Origin of the sequence: Helicobacter cetorum MIT 00-7128 (genome assembly GCF_000259255.1) — a bacterium.
GTDB classification, from domain to species: domain Bacteria; phylum Campylobacterota; class Campylobacteria; order Campylobacterales; family Helicobacteraceae; genus Helicobacter; species Helicobacter cetorum_B.
In genome coordinates, this window is record NC_017737.1 from 1,612,288 (window position 1) to 1,632,239 (window position 19,952).

Here is a 19,952-nt window from a genome sequence, read left to right on the forward strand (position 1 = left end):
CATTAAAGCCATTATTTGTTAAACACAATTTTTAAATAATTAAAAAATTGATTAAGATTTGCTAAGATGCACCTCTTTAACCCTAGCTACACTATCATTCTTGCTTAAACTAAGCCTTATGATACTATTTTCAATCCCACCAAGACTATGAGGCACTTTAGAGTCAAGACTAATGAGACAACCCTCTGTCATTTCATGCTTATGATTTTCTACTTCAAACCAAATCTTTCCTTTTAGGACTTGCACGCTAATCGCCCCGGGAGCTTGATGTTTATCCATAACAACACCTTTTGGCATACAAATGCGGATTTCTTTATTGTGAGAGTTTTCACTCAAGACATCAATCTGAAGTTTTTCAAAATTCTTTTCTTGAGTATCTTCTAAAAAATCAATAACTTTCATTGAAAATCCTTAAAAATAGAATATCCCCCTTAAGCTAAAAACTTAAAGGTTACTATTCTTTATCTAAGAAAATTCATTTTCTGGTTAATGAAAAATCTTTTATTTTTGTTTTTCCATAACTTCTTTGGTCTGAATAGCAATTTCTAGCTCTTCATCTGTAGGCACACGCAAGATTTTAACTTGACTATTTGATGCGCTTAAATCTACAAGTCCTGAACCGGGCTTATTATTGATATTTTTATCCATCTTAATACCATAAGGCTCTAAGCCCTCACAAACCTTTTCACGCAAGTCTGAATAGTTTTCACCCATGCCTCCTGTAAAGATAATCGCATCAACTCTCCCAAGCACTGCCATATAAGAACCAACATATTTTTTAATCCTATAAGCACACATATCAAGCGCAAGCTTTGCTTGTTTATCACCCTCTTCAATGCGAGTTTCAACATTTCTTGCGTCATTGTCCCCACAAATTCCCTTCAAACCGCTCTCATAATTAAGCATTTTTATCACCTCTTTTAAGCTCTTGTTGGTGCATTGAGCCACATATTCAACAACTGTTGGGTCAATATCCCCACATCTTGTTCCCATAATCAAGCCCTCTAATGGAGTAAGCCCCATAGAGGTATCCACGCTCTTACCTCCCTTAATTGCAGTTGCGCTAGAGCCATTACCTAAGTGTAAAGTGATAGCGTTGAACTTATCATAAGCAATCTTTAAATGCTTAGCTGCCTCTTTAGCCACATAGTGGTGTGATGTCCCATGTGCACCATAACGACGGATTTTATATTTCTCATATAATTCATAAGGTAACGCATACATGTAAGCAAAGCTAGGCATAGTGCTATGAAATGCGGTGTCAAAAACAGCCACTTGCGGAATATGTGGGTGAGCGATTTGAATAAATTTCATGCCCTCTAAATGCACTGGATTATGCAAAGGTGCTAAAATAGAAAGTTCATCAATATCATGCATAACTTGCTTATTGATAAGCACTGGCGCACAGAATTTATCTCCGCCTTGAACCACACGATGCCCAATGGCATCAATCTTATCAAAATTACTCACAACACCCAGCTTGATTAAACTCTCTTGCACCATATAAAGCCCACTAGCATGGTCTTCAATAACATGTTGTTCTTTTACATCTTGCTCGTTGTTAGGCAAATGAGTTTTAATGCGCACTTGACCAATCTTTTCACCAATTCTCTCTATCAACCCACTTGCTATAGGTTGTTTCTCTTTCATATCAAACAATTTAAACTTAATTGATGAACTACCTAAATTCAATACTAAAATTTGCATTTTTTCTCCTTAAGAAATTAATTTTTATTTGCTTTGTGCTTGAATCGCACTAATTAACACGGTGTTAATCACATCTTCTACTAAACACCCTCGGCTTAAATCATTAATAGGCTTATTCAAACCTTGTAGAACCGGACCTATAGCAATGGCTTTGGCACTTCTTTGAACCGCCTTATAACCAATATTTCCCGCATTCAAATCAGGGAAGATAAAAACATTAGCTTGTCCAGCCACTTCACTATGTGGCATTTTTTGCTTAGCCACACTCATATCAATGGAGGCGTCAAATTGCAAAGGCCCATCAATATGAAAGTCTTTAGCATGCTCTTTAGCCAACTCTAAAGCCTCTTTAACTTTATCTACCATTTCGCCCTTACCAGAACTACCTGTAGAATAAGAAAGCATAGCAACCTTAGGCTCAATGCCAAATTGCTTAGCAGTCTCTGCTGAAGTAATAGCAATTTGAGCCAACTCTTTAGCATTAGGATTAGGATTGATTGCACAATCTCCAAATACCAACACTTGAGTATCTAAACACATAAAAAATACGCTTGAAACAAGGCTTGCATTAGGCTTAGTTTTGATAATTTGAAGAGCTGGTCTAATGGTATCAGCGGTGGTGTGAATCGCTCCAGAAACCATGGCATCTGCATAGCCTAAATGCACAAGCATAGTTGCAAAATAAGTTCTATTTTGCACTAGCTCTTTAGCCTCATCTAAACTCATGCCCTTTGATTTTCTTAATTCATAAAGGCTATTGGCAAATTCATCTCTATAGCTAGAAGTGCTAGGGTCTATGATTTCTACTTTTCCTAAATCTAAACCTAAACTTTTAGCTTGTTCATAAATTCTTTGCGCATTTCCTAAAAGAATCAATTCCACAACGCCTTGATTGATAAGATAATGCGTTGCTTTTAAAATGCGCCCATCTTCACTCTCTGGCAAAACAACCTTTTTAATTTGTGCTTTAGCTCTCATCTCTAAGCTATTTTGAAAGAATAAGGGCGTTACAACAGAACTTTTTACAGATTGTAAAAATTCTAAAGAAAGCCCTTGATGATTATCTTTAGAAATATTTGCTATTTTAAATGGCAATGTCTCTTTAAATTCTTCATCGCTAATAACAAGCCCCGTTTCAAAAACTGCACCCTTGTTTAAAGCACTATAGCGCATAGCCTCAAGCCTTTCAAGTGCTAATTGATTGCAACCCTCTGATTGCACCACGCCTAAAATAGGCGCATTCAAATGCTTAGAAAGGGTAATGTTTAAATCAATAAGAGCATTTAAAAAGAACTTTGGAACATACCCCAGACATAAGATAAAATCATAAGTTTTGGTAAGCTCTAAATAGCGCTTTAAAACAATCTTATGCAGACGCAATTCATCATTCTTGCTTATAAGCTCTAAAGCCTCTTGCTTATTGATAGCGCTTAACAGATTTAAATCCCCTAAACGCTCACACCCTCCATCTATGGGTGAAAATAAAGCAATTTTTTTATAATGTGGTTCTAAAACTTTCACAAGCGCCTTGCAAGCGATGTTTAGCCCATCTAAACTCTCTGGATAAATCCATAAACTTTGCATTAAAACTCCTTATACAAGTCATTAGTTATTGCCAAATCTTTAGCGCAACTAAAAACTTTTTATTTTAGCAGATTTTAATTAAATTAAGCTTTTTAGGCACTCCTATACACAACACAATCAACTATTATTTAATTTTTTATAGCAATATATTCTAAAAATATTCACTGATTTATTCTAGTTTATGGAATTGTTTTTGCTTAAGTCTAGTTTTGACTATGAAAAGTGTTGTAAAAATACTAAGTTAAAAGTAATGAAGTTGTTTTAAGGAAAATCTAATGCCAAGTAATATCAATCATACTAAGAGTCATCAAGTCCCCACCAAAGCCATAGCAACACCCACAAAAGACCCAAAAGATCTTGTTAGCTCAAAAACTTCCTCTGATAATTTTAAGAATCTCTTAAATCAAAAAATCTCTAAAAACACTCACAAAGATGCCTTAAACAATCCTAGCTCTTTACACAAAACTCCCTTAAGCGCACCACTAGAAACAACCAAATCAACTTCTATAAAAACAGAACCAACAAAAAATGCCCCTAAAAGTCCTTTAACAAAATCTACCAACACCTCTAATTTAAAACAAACAACCCCACAAGCACCTCTAGCAGATGAAGTAAAAACCTCATCAAAAACTCCATTAGAAGAGCCTAAAAAATCAAATATTCCAACCCTAAAAGACCTTTTAAGCCCTAATCAAGCACTCTCAAATGAGCCTCAAAACAAGCAAGCTAACACTAAACATAATGAAGAACAGCCAAACAAATCTTCTCAATCTATAAATATTCCTACCACCTTACCCTTACATCAAAAACCTACCAATAATATTCCCCTTAGCACTCAAAAAGCTAAAGAAACCCCTACTAACCCCCTTAATACCTTATCAAATACACATAACTTAAACACCCCTACTAGCACTTTTAAAACCCTCAAAGATGTTGACACACTCGCTAAAGAACATCAAATAAAAGCGAGCAATTTACACTTAAGCACCAAACAAGAATCCCCTAAAGAACCTCAAACTCTAAGCACCGCCCAAAAACTTGCTCCACATATTCCAAATTCTACACCCAAGCTTTCCCCTAGCAATCCTAACCAAGTCCAAAATAAAGAGGCAAGTCTCTCTAGTGCTTTGCAAGCTATTAATTCTAAAACTACTACCAATACACCAAATCCTAAAATCCCAAGTAGCACAAAAACGCCTTTAGAAACAAATGATAATCCCCCTTCATTAAAACCTAAGAATACCCCTACTTTAAATGAAAGCTTACAAACTAGCATAGTTAAAAAAGCCAAAATGCCAAAAAATGCCAAAAAGAGCAAAAAGAAATCAATGACTTTATCTCAAAAAGAAACCAAAGTTTCTAAAAAAAGCACTTCTAATTTAGCCCTATTAAATACCCCAAAAACTCCTCTTTTAACCCCAATGCCACCCTTATTAAATAGTTCTAACGCTAATAAAACTATGAATATGCCTTTAAAAGATGTTTTTAAAGAAGAAGAAAAAACTTCCACTATTGAAAGCAAAGAAAAACCACAAGAAACCAATAACACCATTCAAAACACTCAGCCAACCCCTATAAGTGAAAATAAAAGCGTTGCCCCTAAAGAAACTATTAGATATTTTGCCCAACAACTAAAGCAAGAAATCCAAGAATACAAACCCCCTATGACTAAAATCTCTATGGATTTATTCCCTAAAGAATTAGGCAGGCTTGAAGTGAGCATTCAAAAGGTAGGTAAAAATCTTAAAGTGAGTGTCATCTCTCATAGCAATAACCTACAAACTTTCCTAGACAACCAACAAGAGCTTAAAAATAGTTTGAGTGCTTTAGGTTTTGAAGGAATAGATTTAAGCTTTTCACAAAACCATTCAGAGCAACAACAACCAAACCAACAAGAGCAAGACCCCACTTTTTTAAACCAACAAAAAAATGCGTCTAAGACCTATCAAGAAAATCATGTTGAAGAAAAAGATACTATTGCTCCTATAAGCATGCAAATAAGTCTTTACGCATGATTTTAAGGAAGTTTGCTTTATAATAAAACTAGAATTAATATAAGGGAAAAACATGGCCATTGATTTAGCAGAAGTTACCGGAGCCAAAGCCGCACAAGAAAAGAAAAAAGACCAACCTAAAATCGCTAATGGGCTAGACAAAGATGCTTTTATGAAATTATTCCTAGAGCAACTTAAAAATCAAGACCCAACCGCTCCTATGGAAACGGATAAAATCATCACCCAAACCGCACAACTCACGCAAGTTGAAATGCAAGAAGAAAATAAAAAGACCATGCAAGAAGTCGCAAGTGCCATGAAATCTAGCAAAGAAACCAACGAGTCTTTAAAAGACTTTCAAAGCTCTCTAAAAGACACTATGGAAAATCTCAATAAAGGCATGGACGATAACCTAAAGGCTAATAACTCTTTAAGAGAAGTAACCGCATTAAATTCTGTTAGCATGATAGGAAAGATTGCAGAAACTGATGTGAGTGGAGCGAATTTTGATGGAAACAATAAGGTTGCCTTTTCACTTTTCTTTGATGAAACGATTGATACCTCTAAAGGCACGCCTACTATTCAAATTTTAAATGAAAGCAATGAATTAGTCAAAACCCTTTCTTTAAAAGATTATAACGGCAAAAAAGGTTATGTAGATTTTGAATGGGATGGCACCAATGAAGAGGGACAAAAAATGCCTAAAGGCAGTTATAAAATCAAGGCTGAATATAACCTAGACTCTCAAAGCAAGCAATATTTGGAAACTCGCATTGGTAGAGGTGCGGTGCAAAGCGTTCTTTTTAACCAAGGTAAGCCTATGCTAAGAATGGGCGAAATGATTCTACCTATAGATAGCGCCATAGAGTTTTATGAACCAGAAAAACACACTTCTGCAAAAAGCTAAAAAGGCTAGAAAATGAATGATACACTTTTAAACGCATACAGCGGAATTAAAACCCATCAATTTGGAATTGATAGCCTATCTAACAATATCGCTAACATTAACACCTTGGGCTATCGCTCCAATGAGCCTGAATTTAAGAGTTTGTTTTCTTCGCATTTAGATGCTTTGAATGCCAAATCAGTTATGGCAAACGACAAGAATTATGGCGTTACGGGTTCAGGTAATGCCCTTTCTAATAAAGATGGCGAATACATGCCAAGTGAAGGAGAGTTTCACATGGCATATCAAGGTAAAGGCTGGTTTGTGATAGGCTCTAATAAAAATGGCGAAATGACTATCAATAAAGACGGCTATACCAAAAAACAAGATAATTTTCTCACTCGTGCCGGAAACTTCGCTAGAGATGCTGATGGTTATTTGGTAACCCCTGAGGGCTACTATGTTTATGGCGTGGATTTACACAAAATAAAAGATGGCACTCTTAATGTTACCTCCAGAGATGATGATATTGAAAAATTACATGGTAAAACGCTCTCGCCTTTAAATATTCCTCAAGATTTAACCTACCAACCCGTTCTTAGCACTAAAGTGGATATTAGCGTGAATCTAAACCCCAAAGACCATGTTAAAGGTGCTGAGGAATTTTTCCTAGATAAAGAAGGTAAGGTTATAGAAAAACGCTTTTTAAATCAAGATGTTAATGCCCTAGCCAATAATGATGATGAACCTCTTGATGCTATCACGCATCGCAAATTAGATATTAGCATTAAAAAAGATGATGGCACAACAGAAAACTTCAGCTTTTTATATGGTGATGCAGAGGGGGTAGAAAATCAATTTAAGACCTTAGGCGATTTAAAAAAACTTCTCAAAGAAAAAACCGGACTTGATTTAAACCTCATCAAAAGTGATACTGACTTGAAAAAATCTCCCCTTTTATTAGAAATCGCCAACCCCAGTGATAAACCCGTAATGTTTAGCATTCATGGAGGGATTGCAGATAAATTAGGCTTGAGTGCTAATGAAATGGAATTAAAAAAGGGTATTGCAAGAGATTCTGTAGCCATTAGAATCCCATACTACAGCACTTCGGTAGATATTTATGATAAAGCAGGTGATAAATATTTGCTCCAAAGCGAATATTTTATGACTAATTCTAATGACCCCGCATCAAGCCCTAAAAGCAAGCTTAAAAATCAAACTTGGGAAGTCAATAGTTATATTGTAGATAGCAGAGAAAAAGACCCCATTGATAGCCAAACCACTTGGGAGACTATCTCATTTGATTCAGAAACCAACAAAATGCAAGCCAAACCTATCACTTTGGATTTTAAGGGCAATAAACTTACCTATTCTTTAGATAAAAGCGAAAGCCATGCTTCTAGCGATTTATCCTATCAAGACTCTAAGCTTTTAGAAGTGAGTCAAGATGGCAAGCCTAAGGGGATTTTTAAAGATATGCGCATAGAGGAAAATGGTGTAATTTCTTTAGCCTTTAGCAATGGCGCAGTAGAACCCGTAGCTCGTGTGGGGATTTTAGCTTTTACTAATGACCAAGGGTTAAGAAAAGTGGGTGGGAATGTCTATGAAATGGAAGAAGGCACTGTAAATGGGCAAAACAGACCCCTAAGCGGTAATCCTATTTTAGGATGGGATGAAGATGGCAAGCTCAAATTTGGAAAAATCAGACATAAATATTTAGAAACAAGCAATGTGAATGCCGGAAATGCCCTAACAAATTTAATCTTAATGCAAAGGGGTTATTCTATGAATGCCAAAGCTTTTAGCACCGGCGATGATTTGATTAAGGAAGCTATTAGTTTGAAAAAATAATAAGCATGTTAAAATATCCTTTTAATAAGGATATTTTAATGATACCAATACAACTTAGTAAAATTGTAGAATTTTTAAAAACAAAACCATTCCAAGAAAGATATCAATATTGATTAACAATAGTTCTTCTGCCAAACTACTAAAAACTAAAAAGATGAATAATCTATTCAAAGTAATTTTTTGAAAAGCTTTTTGAATAATTTAGACATTAAAACCTTAGGGCAAATTTTCACTCCCAAAAACATTGTGGATTTTATGCTTAGCCTGAGACAAAATCAAGGGAGTGTCTTAGAGCCAAGCGTGGGTAATGGGAGTTTTTTTAAGTGCCTAAAAAATGCCATAGGCATTGAAATAGATTCTAAAGTTTGTCCTAAAAACGCCCTATGCATGGACTTTTTTGACTATTCTTTAGACAATCAATTTGACACCATTATTGGTAATCCGCCCTATGTCAAGCACAAGGATATTTTAAAAAGCACCAAAGAAAAACTAGACTACACTCTTTTTGATGAACGCAGTAATTTATACTTGTTTTTTATAGAAAAAACCATTAAGCATTTAAAACCTAAAGGCGAACTGATTTTCATCACTCCAAGAGATTTTTTGAAATCCACCTCTAGCGTAAAATTAAACGAATTTATCTACGAAGAAGGCACGATAACGCATTTTTTTGAACTAGGTGATAAAAAGATTTTTCACAACGCTGTGCCTAATTGCGTGATTTTTCGTTTTTGTAAGAATGATTTCAGTAGAATCACAAACAATCATTTGCAATTTGTATGCGAAAAAGGTATTTTGTATTTTCTAAATCAATCCTATACACAAAAATTAAGCGAGATTTTTAAAATCAAAGTGGGTGCGGTGAGTGGGTGCGATAAAATTTTTAAAAACAAAGAACATGGTAATGTGGAGTTTGTTACTTCTATCACCAAAAAAACAAACACCTTAGAAAAAATGGTTTTTATGGATAAACCTAATGCGTATTTATTGCAACATAAAGAAAGCTTGATGAAGAGAAAAATTAGAAAATTCAATGAAAATAATTGGTTTGAATGGGGCAGAAAACACCATATCTCTAAAGAAAAACGCCTTTATGTAAACACCAAAACACGCCAAAAAAATCCCTTTTTTATCCACAAATGCCCTAATTATGACGGCTCCATTCTCGCCCTATTCCCCCATAATCAAAGCTTGGATTTACAAACACTCTGTGATAAACTCAATGCAATCAATTGGCAGGAATTAGGCTTTGTGTGTGATGGGCGCTTTTTGTTTTCGCAACGCTCTTTAGAAAACGCTCTTTTGCCTAAAGATTTTTTAAAAATAGGATAAATAGTGCTAGAAACTTTGAATCTAAACCCCGAACAAAATAAGGCCGCTACGGCAACAATGGGGCATAATTTAATCATTGCAAGCGCTGGCACAGGTAAGACTTCTACGATTGTGGGGCGGATTTTACACTTATTAAATCATGGCATAAAGCCTGAAGAAATCTTGCTCTTAACTTTCACCAATAAAGCGAGTAACGAGATGATTGAAAGGGTGGCCAAATATTCTAAATTAAGCTCTAAAATTGAAGCGGGCACTTTTCATGCAGTCGCTTATCGCTATTTAAAAGAGCATTACCCTAGTTTAAGTCTCAAACAACCACGAGAATTAAGAAAACTCTTAGAAAGCATTGTGGATACCAAAAATTTTATTGATGATGAGCAAAAGCCCTACACCACGCAACATTTATACGCGCTCTACTCCCTTTATACTAACGCTTTAAAAGAAGAAGATTTTAGCGCATGGCTAACTCAGAAAAACCCCGAACACGCCAAGCACAGCACTTTTTATGAAAACATTTTAGAAGAGTTTGAAAACACCAAAAAAAAGCATAATTATATAGACTATAACGACTTGTTGCTTTTATTCAAAAAGGCTATGTTAGAAAAGGGTAGTCCTTATAAAGAAGTGCTTTGTGATGAATTTCAGGACACAAACCCCTTGCAAGAATCTATTTTAGATGCCATAAATGCCCCAAGTCTCTTTTGTGTGGGCGATTATGACCAAAGCATTTATGCTTTTAATGGAGCTGATATTTCTATTATTTCTAATTTCACTCAAAAATACCAAAACGCCCAAGTTTTTACCCTAACCAAAAACTACCGCTCCTCTAAAGAAATCCTAGACTTAGCTAATAAAGTGATACAACATAACGAACGCATTTATCCTAAGAATTTAGAAGTGGTCAAATCAGGGAGTTTTAGTAAGCCCACGCTTTTAAACTATAACGACAATATCACGCAATGCCAAGATATAGCCAAACGCATTGTAGTGAGAAAAAATTTTAAAGAAGTGGCAGTGATTTTTAGGAATAATGCAAGTGCAGACCAAGTAGAAGCAGCCCTAAGAGCCCAAGGCGTGCCAAGCAAGAGAAAGGGTAGCACAAGCTTTTTTGAATCCAAAGAAATCGCGTTAGTTTTAGATATTTGCACGCTTATTTTTAACCCTAAAGATATTATGGCAGCCATTCATATTCTAAGTTATGTGAGCGATGTGGGGGCTAATATCGCTAAGGATATTTATGAAGCCTTAATACTACTAGGTAATGGGGATTTAAAACTAGGGTTAACTAGCCCTAATAAAGAAGCCAAAATCTATTCCAAGAAGAAAGAAATCACTTCTATGGGGCTTTTTGAAGAAATTTTTGCCCTAGAAAATAGCTCAAGGTTTAATGGCGTTATTTCTAAGACATTTCACTCACACCCTGTTTTTATGCACCCTAAAATCTCTATGAATGGGGCTAAAATGCTGAGCGATTTTTTCACTCTCTATGCTAATATCTCTCATCAATCCCCAACTTCTCTAATCCATAATATTACCACTAGCGAGTTTTTTAAGGTGTGTAAAACACGCCTTTTAAAAGAACGCTCCAAAAATAAGGACGGCTCTAGCAACGAGTTTAAGCACCTTCAAGCTCAAAAACGCTTCAATGAAAAAATTGAACTATTAGGCTCTTTAGCTAAAAATTACCACGATTTAGGGCGTTTTTTAAATGGCATGTTGCTTGGCTCTAATGAAGCCTCGCAAGGAAATGGTGTGAATTTATTGAGCGTGCATGCGTCTAAGGGCTTAGAATTTAAAGATGTCTATATTATAGATTTAATGGAAGGGCGTTTTCCTAACCATAAGCTGATGAATACCGGGGGCGGAGTGGAAGAAGAAAGAAGGCTTTTTTATGTCGCTGTTACAAGGGCTAAGGAAAATCTATGGCTCTCTTATGCTAAAAGCGAATTAAGAGACAACGCTAAAAACAAAGAATACGAGCCGTCTATGTTCTTGTATGAAGCAGGGCTTTTAAGAAAAGAAAGTTAAATAAATAGCTTGGGCTGAGAAAAATTTTGAAAGGCTGAAAACACATGGAATAACACAATCAATGCTGTAATAATATAAGCCAAATAACGGGGCAACTTTTCAAGCATGAAAAAGGCTGCAAAATAAAATACCTTATTAATATTTCTTTCAAAACTAGATAATGATAAATTCTTATCCTCATTTTTTATCATATTCAAACAAGCATGCCAAGTCTTACCTTCTTTTATAATAATTTGAGACAAATCAGATGTTAACCATGACTGAATCATACAAGGAGATGCCGCAATCAATAAGAAGATTAAAGGTAATAAAACGCCAAACGATGAAGAAATATTTAAGCAACTTAACAAGAATTGTTCGCCAAAAAACCCAAAAAATAAAACAGGACAAACAAGCAAAATCGTACTAAGCACGGATACAAGCCTTTGATATTTTTTGAATCTTATAATTTTTCCAATGGTTATTTTCTTGACTTTATTTTTATATTGATTATAAAACAAAATAAAACATGCAAGTCCCTCTAAGTTTTCTCGCTCTTGGAGTAAGCCATCTGGAACTTGAAATCTATTCTTTTTCTGTTGGATAATAATTTCATTATATGACACCTTTAAAGCTTCAAGAAATTGCACACTCATCTTATCTACAAGTTTCCTCATTGGTAAAAGAGAGTTTTCAAAACTATATCTTTGAAACACCTCATCAGCACTAGACCTAAACGATATTGTTATTTTCTTCTTTTGGTAGGAAATCTCATGCGTGCTAAAATTATAGCAACTCTCATTATTAATCGTATTAATAGTGTTATTACCACCATTTATGGTTAGATTATGGCTATTTATATGGCTGTTATTTGCAATAATGCTATCTCCATTCACACTAATATCATGGGCAACTATGCTTGCTTTACTAGATTGATTTTGTTCCTTTTCATTTTTGGCGAATTTGACAAAAAAATCTTTCAAACTATTCATAAAATCAAGAATATTTTTCAGCATTTCCATAAAAACTCCTAATTTTCTTAAAAAAATAAATTATAAAATATTTTAATATAATTTTTTAGTTTTTTAATAAATTATTTATAAAAATAACATAATTAAAAATATTAAAAATACTTACCAAGTAAATTTATTTCTTGCTAAGCATTGGTAATTCTACATATTTAAACTTCCCTATAAACCACCTTAAAAACATAAAACACCCCCACCAGCAAAACTAAGCCCACTATAAGGGCGAGCACATTAGAATGCGTAAAACTTGCAACCATTAAACTTACCATGCTACAAAGCATCGTAATAGTCGCATAAGGAAGTTGCGTGATGAAATGGCTTTGCACTGAGCATCCTGCCCCTGTAGCTGATAAAATGGTGGTATCAGAAATAGGGCTAGTATGGTCTCCATAAACCGCTCCAGAAAGAATGGCTGAAACAATCAAAATAATATCGCTTTCATTTGCCATACTCGCTCCAATAGGTAGCATGATAGCAAACGCCCCCCAGCTTGTGCCGGTAGAAAATGCGATAAACCCAGAGATTAAAAAAAAGATTAAAGGCATATACACACTGCCCCCACTACTTAAAAATTCTTTGCTAACTTGAGCCAGATACAACCCCGTTTGCATATCATCTCTAATTACAGGTCCAATAGCCCAAGCAAGCGTTAAGACTAAAATCGCTGAACTCATGCTCTTAAATCCAGCGATGATAATGCTTAAAAAACTCCCTTTTTCTAAAAACCTGTAAGCCAAAAGGTAAGTGATAACAAGCGAAAACAACCCCCCATAAAAAAGCGAAAAACTCGCATCAGTGTTTTTCAAAACATATCCGGTGTAAAAAATCAGCGATGAAATGGACACAATCAATAACAAAATAGAAATAGGCAATAAACTTAAGGGGGCTAGTTTTGAAACATTTTCTTCTTGCTCACTATAGAAATCCTTAACCCCTACATTTTGATACTTTTTCATACTAGGAAGATTGATTTGCCATAAAATCGTAAGAAATACTGCAAAAAGCGCAAAAATCGCATAATAATTACTACTCAAGCTTTGAATTAGCACTGAAAAACTATCTTCTAACAAAGGGGATTTGTCATTATCCATAATCCCCATAATATAAGCTCCCCAGCTTGAAATTGGCACAAGTAGGCATACCGGCGCTGAAGTGGAATCTATGATATAGGCTAGTCGCTCTCGTGTAGAATTATGAGCGTCATTGAGAGATTTTGAGATTTGTCCTACGGTTAAGGCGTTAAAATAATCATCAATAAAGATAATAATACCTGCAAAAAAGGCGATAAATTCGGGAGTTTTAGCGTTTTTAGCATATTTTTTAGCTTTTTTAACAAAGTTTTGCACGCTACCACTTTTAAAAATCAATTGACTTAAAATGCCTAAAAGGATTAAAAAGCCAAAAACATAGAGATTAGAAAGATTAAATTCTAAACGCTTATGATTAGAAGCATCGCTTTTATAGGTGTAAAAAACTGAAGTAATTTTTTGATAAACATACTCAAGAATACTAAAGAAGTCTAAAGAATATAATAAAAACGCACTTGCTAAAATCCCCACAAACAAGGAGAGAGCCACACGCTTAGTCAGCACCACCATCACAATCACACTGACTGGAACAATAAGACTCAAAGCTGATAATCCCACAGGACAAAATCCTTTAAAAAATGGTCAAATTTCAATTAAAAGAGACAATAAATATTTAAGCCATGCCTACCACAACATGAGCGTAAACATTCTCGTTGCAAAATGAGGGAATGAACTTGTAAAAACAAATCGCTTAAAGGATTTTCATTCAAGTGGCCGGGAGAGAGGGATTCGAACCCCCGGAGGTATTACCCTCAACGGTTTTCAAGACCGCCGCTTTCAACCACTCAGCCATCTCCCGCTTTCTCAATAAATTACGCCTTTGCAAAAACCTCAAATATCTCATTTGGAGGCGACACCCGGATTTGAACCGGGGAATCAAGGTTTTGCAGACCCATGCCTTACCACTTGGCTATGTCGCCCTATCTTTAAATGAAATTACAAACAACATTAAAAAAATTTAAAATATCATCGTGGTGCCCAAAGCCGGACTTGAACCGGCACGGTATTGCTACCGAGGGATTTTAAGTCCCTTGTGTCTACCAATTCCACCACCTGGGCAAATCTAATAGAAACTGCTTGCATAAGAGTAATATTAAACATCAAAGTATGGAGCGGGAAACGGGGATCGAACCCGCGGCCCCGACCTTGGCAAGGTCGTGCTCTACCACTGAGCTATTCCCGCACCTAAATTTCAAAAAACAACAAGCGCTATTATAACTAAAGCAAAATTAAAAATCAAGACTTTATGAAAATTTATTTGTTTTATTTGGTTAATAGTCTTAATTTTGGCCTAAAAAGCTCAAAAAATTTCATTGCAAGCTCCTTTGGTTACAGCAATAGTAGGACTATTTTTTATCATCATTCAAAATCTAGCCCAAGTATGGGTAAAAATTTTACAACTTAAAACAAACAAATTCTTTTAAAAGCGAAATCATTCATATTGTTTTCCTTTTTTTATTTTGTTTAAACGATAATAACCACTAGAATTAACATTTTAAACTAAGGAGTTTTTCATTATGAAACAAGTCATTCATTCAGAATTAGCCCCAAAAGCTATAGGTCCTTATTCTCAAGCCATTAGCACTAATAATCTCGTGTTTGTCTCTGGGCAATTAGGCATTGATGTAGCCACAAGCGAGTTTAAGGGCGCAGATATTCACGCTCAAACCACGCAAGCTATGGAAAATATCAAAGCGATTTTAAAAGAAGCTAACTTAGGCATGGAAAGTGTAGTAAAAACCACTATCTTATTAAAGAGCCTAGATGATTTTGCAATTGTTAATGAAATCTATGGGAGCTATTTTAAAGAGCCCTATCCAGCTAGAGCGACCTTTCAAGTGGCTAAACTCCCTAAAGACGCTCTAGTGGAAATTGAAGCCATTGCCGTTAAATAAATTATCACCTTATTGAGATAGAGGGATTTATAAATATGAAAAAAGATATCATCATTATAGGCGGTGGGATTGTAGGGCTTTCTTGTGCGTATTCTATGCATAAATTAGGCCATAAGGTCTGTGTGATTGAAAAAGGCGATGGCACTAATTGCACTTCTTTTGGAAATGCAGGACTTATTTCCCCCTTTAAGGAGGCTCCGCTTGCAAGTCCGGGTGTGGTGCTAGATACCCTAAAGCTCATGCTTAAAAACCAAGCTCCACTAAAATTCCACTTTGGACTTAATCCCAAGCTATTTAAATGGATTTATAAATTCATACAAAGTGCTAATGCTAAATCTAAACATCGCACCATGGCATTATTTGAACGCTATGGGTGGCTTAGTATAGAGATGTATCACCAAATGCTAGAAGATGGCATGGACTTTTGGTATAAAGAAGATGGGCTTTTGATGATTTATACTTTGCAAGAAAATTTTGAAAAGAAACTCAAAACTTGTGATGATAGCGGTGCTTATAAAATTCTCAATCCTAAAGAAACTCAAGAATACATGCCTATTGCTAAAGACAATATCTGTGGTAGTGTGCTTTTAACAGAAAATGCCCATGTTGATCCGGGTGAAGTTATGCTTTCTTTACAAAAATATCTTAAAGAGGTTGGCGTGGAGTTTCGCTACAATGAAGAGGTTATAGATTTTGAATTTAAAAGCAATCTTGTAGATAGCATTATTACCAATAAAGGGCGACTTCAAGCTGAAAAAATTATTTTGGCTACTGGAGCTAACCCTACCACAATCAAAAAAACCAAGAATGATTTCTTAATGATGGGCGCAAAGGGCTATAGTATTACTTTCAAAATGCCTGAAGAACTAAAACCAAAAACCTCTTCTTTATTTGCAGATATTTTTATGGCAATGACCCCTAGAAGAGACACGGTAAGAATCACCTCAAAACTAGAGCTCAATACCAGTAACCCTCTTGTTGATAAAGAACAAATAGAAAACATGAAAAGAAATCTAGCCACTTTTACCCATGCCTTTGAGATGAAAGACCCTATAGAGTGGTGTGGCTTTAGACCTTTAACGCCTAATGATATTCCCTACTTAGGCTTTGATAAACAATTTAAGAATTTAATCCATGCTACAGGACTTGGTTGGCTTGGCATCACTTTTGGACCTGCTATTGGAAAACTTATTGCTGATTTGAGTAAAGATGGGGCTAATGAGAAAAATACTGATATAATGCTATTTTCTGCATTTTTTAGGGACTAATATTTCTAAGAAATCTATTGTTTTCAATTCTTTCAAGGGGTTTTTTATATGCAAACCATTGATTTAATCGTGCGCTCGTTGTCTAATCTCATATGGGGGATTCCTATGCAAATCCTTCTAGTTGGAACGGGCTTATTTTTGACTTTTTATCTCAAAGGCTTGCAATTTAGCAAACTCTTTTATGCAATTAAAATTCTCTTTGGCAAAGAATCCCAATCTAAAGGCGATATTTCGCAGTTTTCAGCTCTTATGCTCTCTTTGGGAGCAACGGTAGGCATTGGGAGTATTGTGGGCGTTGCCACAGCAATTAGTGTTGCAGGGCCTGGGGCTGTATTTTGGATGTGGGCTACAGGATTAGTTGGCATGGCAACCAAATATGCTGAATCTATCCTAGCTGTAAAATACCGAGAGGAAGGTTCCCTAGGTTATAAGGGTGGGCCTATGTATTACATTAAGAATGGTCTTAAAATGCCAAAACTTGCTATGGCATTTGCAATTTTTACCATTATTGCAAGCATTGGCACGGGAAATATGACTCAATCTAATGCGGTCTCTTCAATTTTAAGCGAGCAAATTTCCCTACCTACTTGGGTTTCTGGGCTATTGCTCACGCTTTTAACTGCTATTATTGTAGTGGGCGGGATTAAATCTATTGGAAAGTTTACTTCTTATTTTGCTCCTGTTATGGTGCTTTTATATGTTGTTGCTGTTGGCTATATTATCTCAACCAATTTTGACCTTGCCCTACATGCAATACAACTTATCTTTGAACAAGCCTTTAATCCAAAGCCTGTTGTAGGTGGAGCCACAGGAGCTCTGATTGCAACAATGATAAAAACCGGTATTGCTAGAGGTCTATATTCTAATGAGGCAGGTTTGGGAAGTTCAGCCATTATTGCTGCAAGCGCTCAAACGCACCACCCTGTGCGTCAAGCTCTAGTATCAATGCTACAAACTTTTATTGTAACACTTATTGTTTGCACCGCTACTGCTACAATTATCTTAATGGCACCTGAATGGCATACCTTATTGCCTAATGGCGAAAGATTGAGTGCTAATCTTTTAACCTTAAAAAGCACCGAATATTTCTTGGGCTCTGTAGGGGCATTCATTATTTTTGCAACCATGATATTTTTTGCCTATTCTACTATTATTGGTTGGGCATACTATGGCGAAAAGTGCACAGAATATGCCTTTGGAGCGAGCAAAATCAAATATTATCGCTTATTGTTTCTTGTTTGTATTATGGTGGGCGCACTTGCTAAAATTGATTTTGTATGGAATTTAGCTGATTTGGCTAATGGACTTATGGCTATTCCTAACCTTATTGCTCTTATTTTATTGCATAAGGTTGTCTATTCTGAAACACGCTGGTATTTCAGCAAGCAAAACCTCAATCAGTGATATTTTAATGTTACAAAGAGCAAGTTTTGTGGAAGTTAATGTCTCCGCCTTAAGGCATAATTTCAATCTTGCCAAGACCTCTATCCCTAAGAATACTCATATTATGGCAATAGTAAAAGCCAATGCTTATGGAGCTGGAGCAATTAAAACAGCTCAAGTTTTTTTAGAAGAAGGGGCGCATTATTTAGGCGTGGCTACTTTAGATGAAGCTTTAGAATTACGCTCGCATTTTTCTGAAACCCCTATTTTAATTCTAGGCTATAGCCCTAATTCTAACGCTTCTATTCTGGTTGAAAACGATTTAAGTGCAACCATTTTTGACTACTCTCAAGCAGAGCTTTTTTCCCAAATAGCACTTAAGGCCAACAAGCGCCTAAAAGTGCATCTTAAAATTGATACCGGAATGCATCGCTTAGGCTTAGAACCCAATTTTAGGAGTATAGAAGTAATAGAAAAAATATGCACCCTAAAAGGCTTAGAAGTTGAGGGGATTTTTACGCATTTAAGTAATGCTGACTCCAACATTAAAATCCATGCCAAAAAACAAATGCAAGCCTTTAACGCCTTTTTGGAGCAACTTTTAGATAAAAAGATGGAGTTTAAATACTATCATGCCTATAATTCAGCGGGCATTCTTTCTTTATGCAATGAAACCAAAAACAACTTTTTAAACCTCTATCGCCCCGGTATTATGCTCTATGGCTTTTATCCCTCTAATGAAGTGCAAAAGGTTTGTCAATCTCAAGGAATTTTTTTGCAAAATGTTATAAGCCTAAAGGCTAAAATCGTGCAGATTAAAAGGGTTAAAAAAGGCGAATTTATAGGCTATGGCGAGAACTTTTATACTCAAGAAGAAACTTTAATAGGTATTCTAGCGCTAGGTTATGCAGATGGCTTAGTGCGCAATTTGGGAAATCGCATTCAAGTGGTTGTAAATAACCAGTTAGCCCCCCTTGTTGGTAAGATATGCATGGACCAATGTTTCATCAATCTTAATGGCATTCAAGCCAAAGAGGGCGATGAAGTTATTTTATTTGGAGATAAAAGTACTAAGGCTAGTGATGCACACGACATAGCCATGCTTTTAGAGACGATTTCTTATGAAATCATTAGCACTTTATCCAAACGCTTGGAGCGTGTGTATATAGAACAGACCAAAAATACCACTCAAAATAGTTGCAATAAAAAAATCTTTTTATAAATAAACTATTTGCTTTAAAATCTGCTTATTCTCATTCTAACCAAAAACTCCATAACTTCTTTTTGATGTGCAGATAAGAATTTTTTAGATTGATTATAAGCAAAATGCGAACTCACATAAAACAAATAGCACCCAATAGTAATTTCTACAATTCTCTTTATCATTGACAATACTCCACTACAGCCTTACTGATTTAACATTCTTTTAGCTCTTTCATTAGCTTCTTGAACTTTTTCTTGAAAGTATTCTTCTAAAAAGAATGATTGGAGATTACTTACAACATATAGACCAATGGGTATTGCTAAAAAAATAGGCAACCTAAAAATCAAAAAACCAACCAACAAGAATGCTAAAAACACTTCCATAAATACCTAATCTAAAATACTTCCTTATTATCTTATATTCCTTACTATAATAAATTCCTCATTATATTAGAATTAGAATTAGTCAGCAAAACCACTACAAAAAAATTAAAAGTTTTCTCTAGTGTATGCAGATATATACAAATATAGTAACTAACAAACTTTTTCAAGCAAGTATAATAGCTACATGTTTTCTAAAACAATATTCAAGCTTCTTCTTTTTTAATATTGGCTGTTATTACTATGATATAACCCATGCCTTGAAGATATATTTGAAAAAAGTATCCAAAGTTGAATTAGAGTCTAAAATGCCAAAAAAATATAGTCTTTAATTTTTTGATA

At 35.3% G+C, this 19,952-nt stretch carries 15 protein-coding genes, 4 tRNA genes and 1 pseudogene; 9 read left to right on the plus strand and 11 right to left on the minus strand.

Annotation, left to right across the window (positions count from 1 at the left end):
- Positions 1-51 precede the first annotated feature (51 nt).
- From HCW_RS07420 to pta, 3 genes are all read right to left on the minus strand, one after another.
- Positions 52-402: a hypothetical protein gene (locus HCW_RS07420; protein WP_014661609.1), complete on the minus strand. Its 351-nt coding sequence runs from the start codon at positions 400-402 to the stop codon at positions 52-54.
- Between the two features lie 99 nt (positions 403-501).
- Positions 502-1,707 (minus strand): acetate kinase, encoded by a 1,206-nt coding sequence (locus HCW_RS07425; protein ID WP_014661610.1) that lies wholly within the window; start codon positions 1,705-1,707, stop codon positions 502-504.
- A gap of 24 nt (positions 1,708-1,731) precedes the next feature.
- Positions 1,732-3,291: a phosphate acetyltransferase gene (gene pta / locus HCW_RS07430; RefSeq protein WP_014661611.1), complete on the minus strand. Its 1,560-nt coding sequence runs from the start codon at positions 3,289-3,291 to the stop codon at positions 1,732-1,734.
- Between the two features lie 275 nt (positions 3,292-3,566).
- Between pta and HCW_RS07435 the strand changes: the two genes are divergently transcribed.
- The 5 genes and pseudogenes from HCW_RS07435 (at position 3,567) to HCW_RS07455 (ending at position 11,385) form a co-directional block, all read left to right on the plus strand.
- Positions 3,567-5,306, plus strand: a complete 1,740-nt coding sequence (locus HCW_RS07435; RefSeq protein ID WP_014661612.1) for a flagellar hook-length control protein FliK — start codon at positions 3,567-3,569, stop codon at positions 5,304-5,306.
- Between the two features lie 52 nt (positions 5,307-5,358).
- Positions 5,359-6,171 (plus strand): annotated as a pseudogene (gene flgD / locus HCW_RS07440) (flagellar hook assembly protein FlgD); the annotation flags it as partial.
- 33 nt (positions 6,172-6,204) lie between these two features.
- Positions 6,205-8,025 (plus strand): flagellar hook protein FlgE, encoded by a 1,821-nt coding sequence (locus HCW_RS07445; RefSeq protein WP_014661614.1) that lies wholly within the window; start codon positions 6,205-6,207, stop codon positions 8,023-8,025.
- Positions 8,026-8,205: 180 nt separating this feature from the next.
- The gene (locus HCW_RS07450; protein ID WP_014661615.1) at positions 8,206-9,357 is read left to right on the plus strand and encodes an Eco57I restriction-modification methylase domain-containing protein; all 1,152 of its coding nucleotides are present in this window, start codon (positions 8,206-8,208) and stop codon (positions 9,355-9,357) included.
- 3 nt (positions 9,358-9,360) lie between these two features.
- The gene (locus tag HCW_RS07455; protein WP_014661616.1) at positions 9,361-11,385 is read left to right on the plus strand and encodes an ATP-dependent helicase; all 2,025 of its coding nucleotides are present in this window, start codon (positions 9,361-9,363) and stop codon (positions 11,383-11,385) included.
- On the opposite strand, the gene HCW_RS07460 is transcribed toward HCW_RS07455, so the two are convergent.
- From HCW_RS07460 to HCW_RS07485, 6 genes are all read right to left on the minus strand, one after another.
- Complete coding sequence (locus HCW_RS07460; RefSeq protein WP_014661617.1) at positions 11,382-12,386, minus strand: hypothetical protein; 1,005 nt, start codon at positions 12,384-12,386, stop codon at positions 11,382-11,384. The genes HCW_RS07455 and HCW_RS07460 overlap by 4 nt on opposite strands.
- 158 nt (positions 12,387-12,544) lie before the next feature.
- Positions 12,545-14,038 (minus strand): Na+/H+ antiporter NhaC family protein, encoded by a 1,494-nt coding sequence (locus HCW_RS07465; protein WP_014661618.1) that lies wholly within the window; start codon positions 14,036-14,038, stop codon positions 12,545-12,547.
- 153 nt (positions 14,039-14,191) lie between these two features.
- Positions 14,192-14,279: transfer RNA gene (locus HCW_RS07470), tRNA-Ser, on the minus strand.
- Positions 14,280-14,325: 46 nt separating this feature from the next.
- Positions 14,326-14,400, minus strand: a tRNA-Cys gene (locus tag HCW_RS07475).
- Between the two features lie 52 nt (positions 14,401-14,452).
- A tRNA-Leu gene (locus HCW_RS07480) sits at positions 14,453-14,539 on the minus strand.
- Positions 14,540-14,588: 49 nt separating this feature from the next.
- A tRNA-Gly gene (locus tag HCW_RS07485) sits at positions 14,589-14,663 on the minus strand.
- 334 nt (positions 14,664-14,997) lie between these two features.
- On the opposite strand from HCW_RS07485, the gene HCW_RS07490 reads away from it, so the two are divergent.
- From HCW_RS07490 to alr, 4 genes are read left to right on the plus strand one after another with little or no spacing between them, the layout of a single operon-like run.
- Complete coding sequence (locus tag HCW_RS07490; protein WP_014661619.1) at positions 14,998-15,375, plus strand: RidA family protein; 378 nt, start codon at positions 14,998-15,000, stop codon at positions 15,373-15,375.
- Between the two features lie 35 nt (positions 15,376-15,410).
- A complete protein-coding gene (locus HCW_RS07495) occupies positions 15,411-16,643 on the plus strand; it encodes an NAD(P)/FAD-dependent oxidoreductase (RefSeq protein WP_014661620.1) in 1,233 nt (410 codons plus the stop codon).
- Positions 16,644-16,691: 48 nt separating this feature from the next.
- Positions 16,692-18,047 carry an alanine/glycine:cation symporter family protein gene (locus tag HCW_RS07500; RefSeq protein WP_014661621.1) on the plus strand — a complete coding sequence of 452 codons (1,356 nt, stop codon included), beginning with the start codon at positions 16,692-16,694 and terminating at the stop codon, positions 18,045-18,047.
- A 7-nt stretch (positions 18,048-18,054) separates the two neighbouring features.
- Entirely contained in the window at positions 18,055-19,248 is a 1,194-nt protein-coding gene (gene alr / locus HCW_RS07505) for an alanine racemase (protein WP_014661622.1), read from the plus strand.
- 14 nt (positions 19,249-19,262) lie between these two features.
- Here alr and HCW_RS09480 read toward each other — a convergent pair whose 3' ends face one another.
- Both HCW_RS09480 and HCW_RS07510 read right to left on the minus strand, forming a co-directional pair.
- The gene (locus HCW_RS09480; protein WP_155802259.1) at positions 19,263-19,412 is read right to left on the minus strand and encodes a hypothetical protein; all 150 of its coding nucleotides are present in this window, start codon (positions 19,410-19,412) and stop codon (positions 19,263-19,265) included.
- Between the two features lie 21 nt (positions 19,413-19,433).
- On the minus strand, positions 19,434-19,613 hold the full coding sequence (locus HCW_RS07510; protein WP_043902686.1) for a hypothetical protein: 180 nt from the start codon (positions 19,611-19,613) through the stop codon (positions 19,434-19,436).
- Positions 19,614-19,952 lie beyond the last annotated feature (339 nt).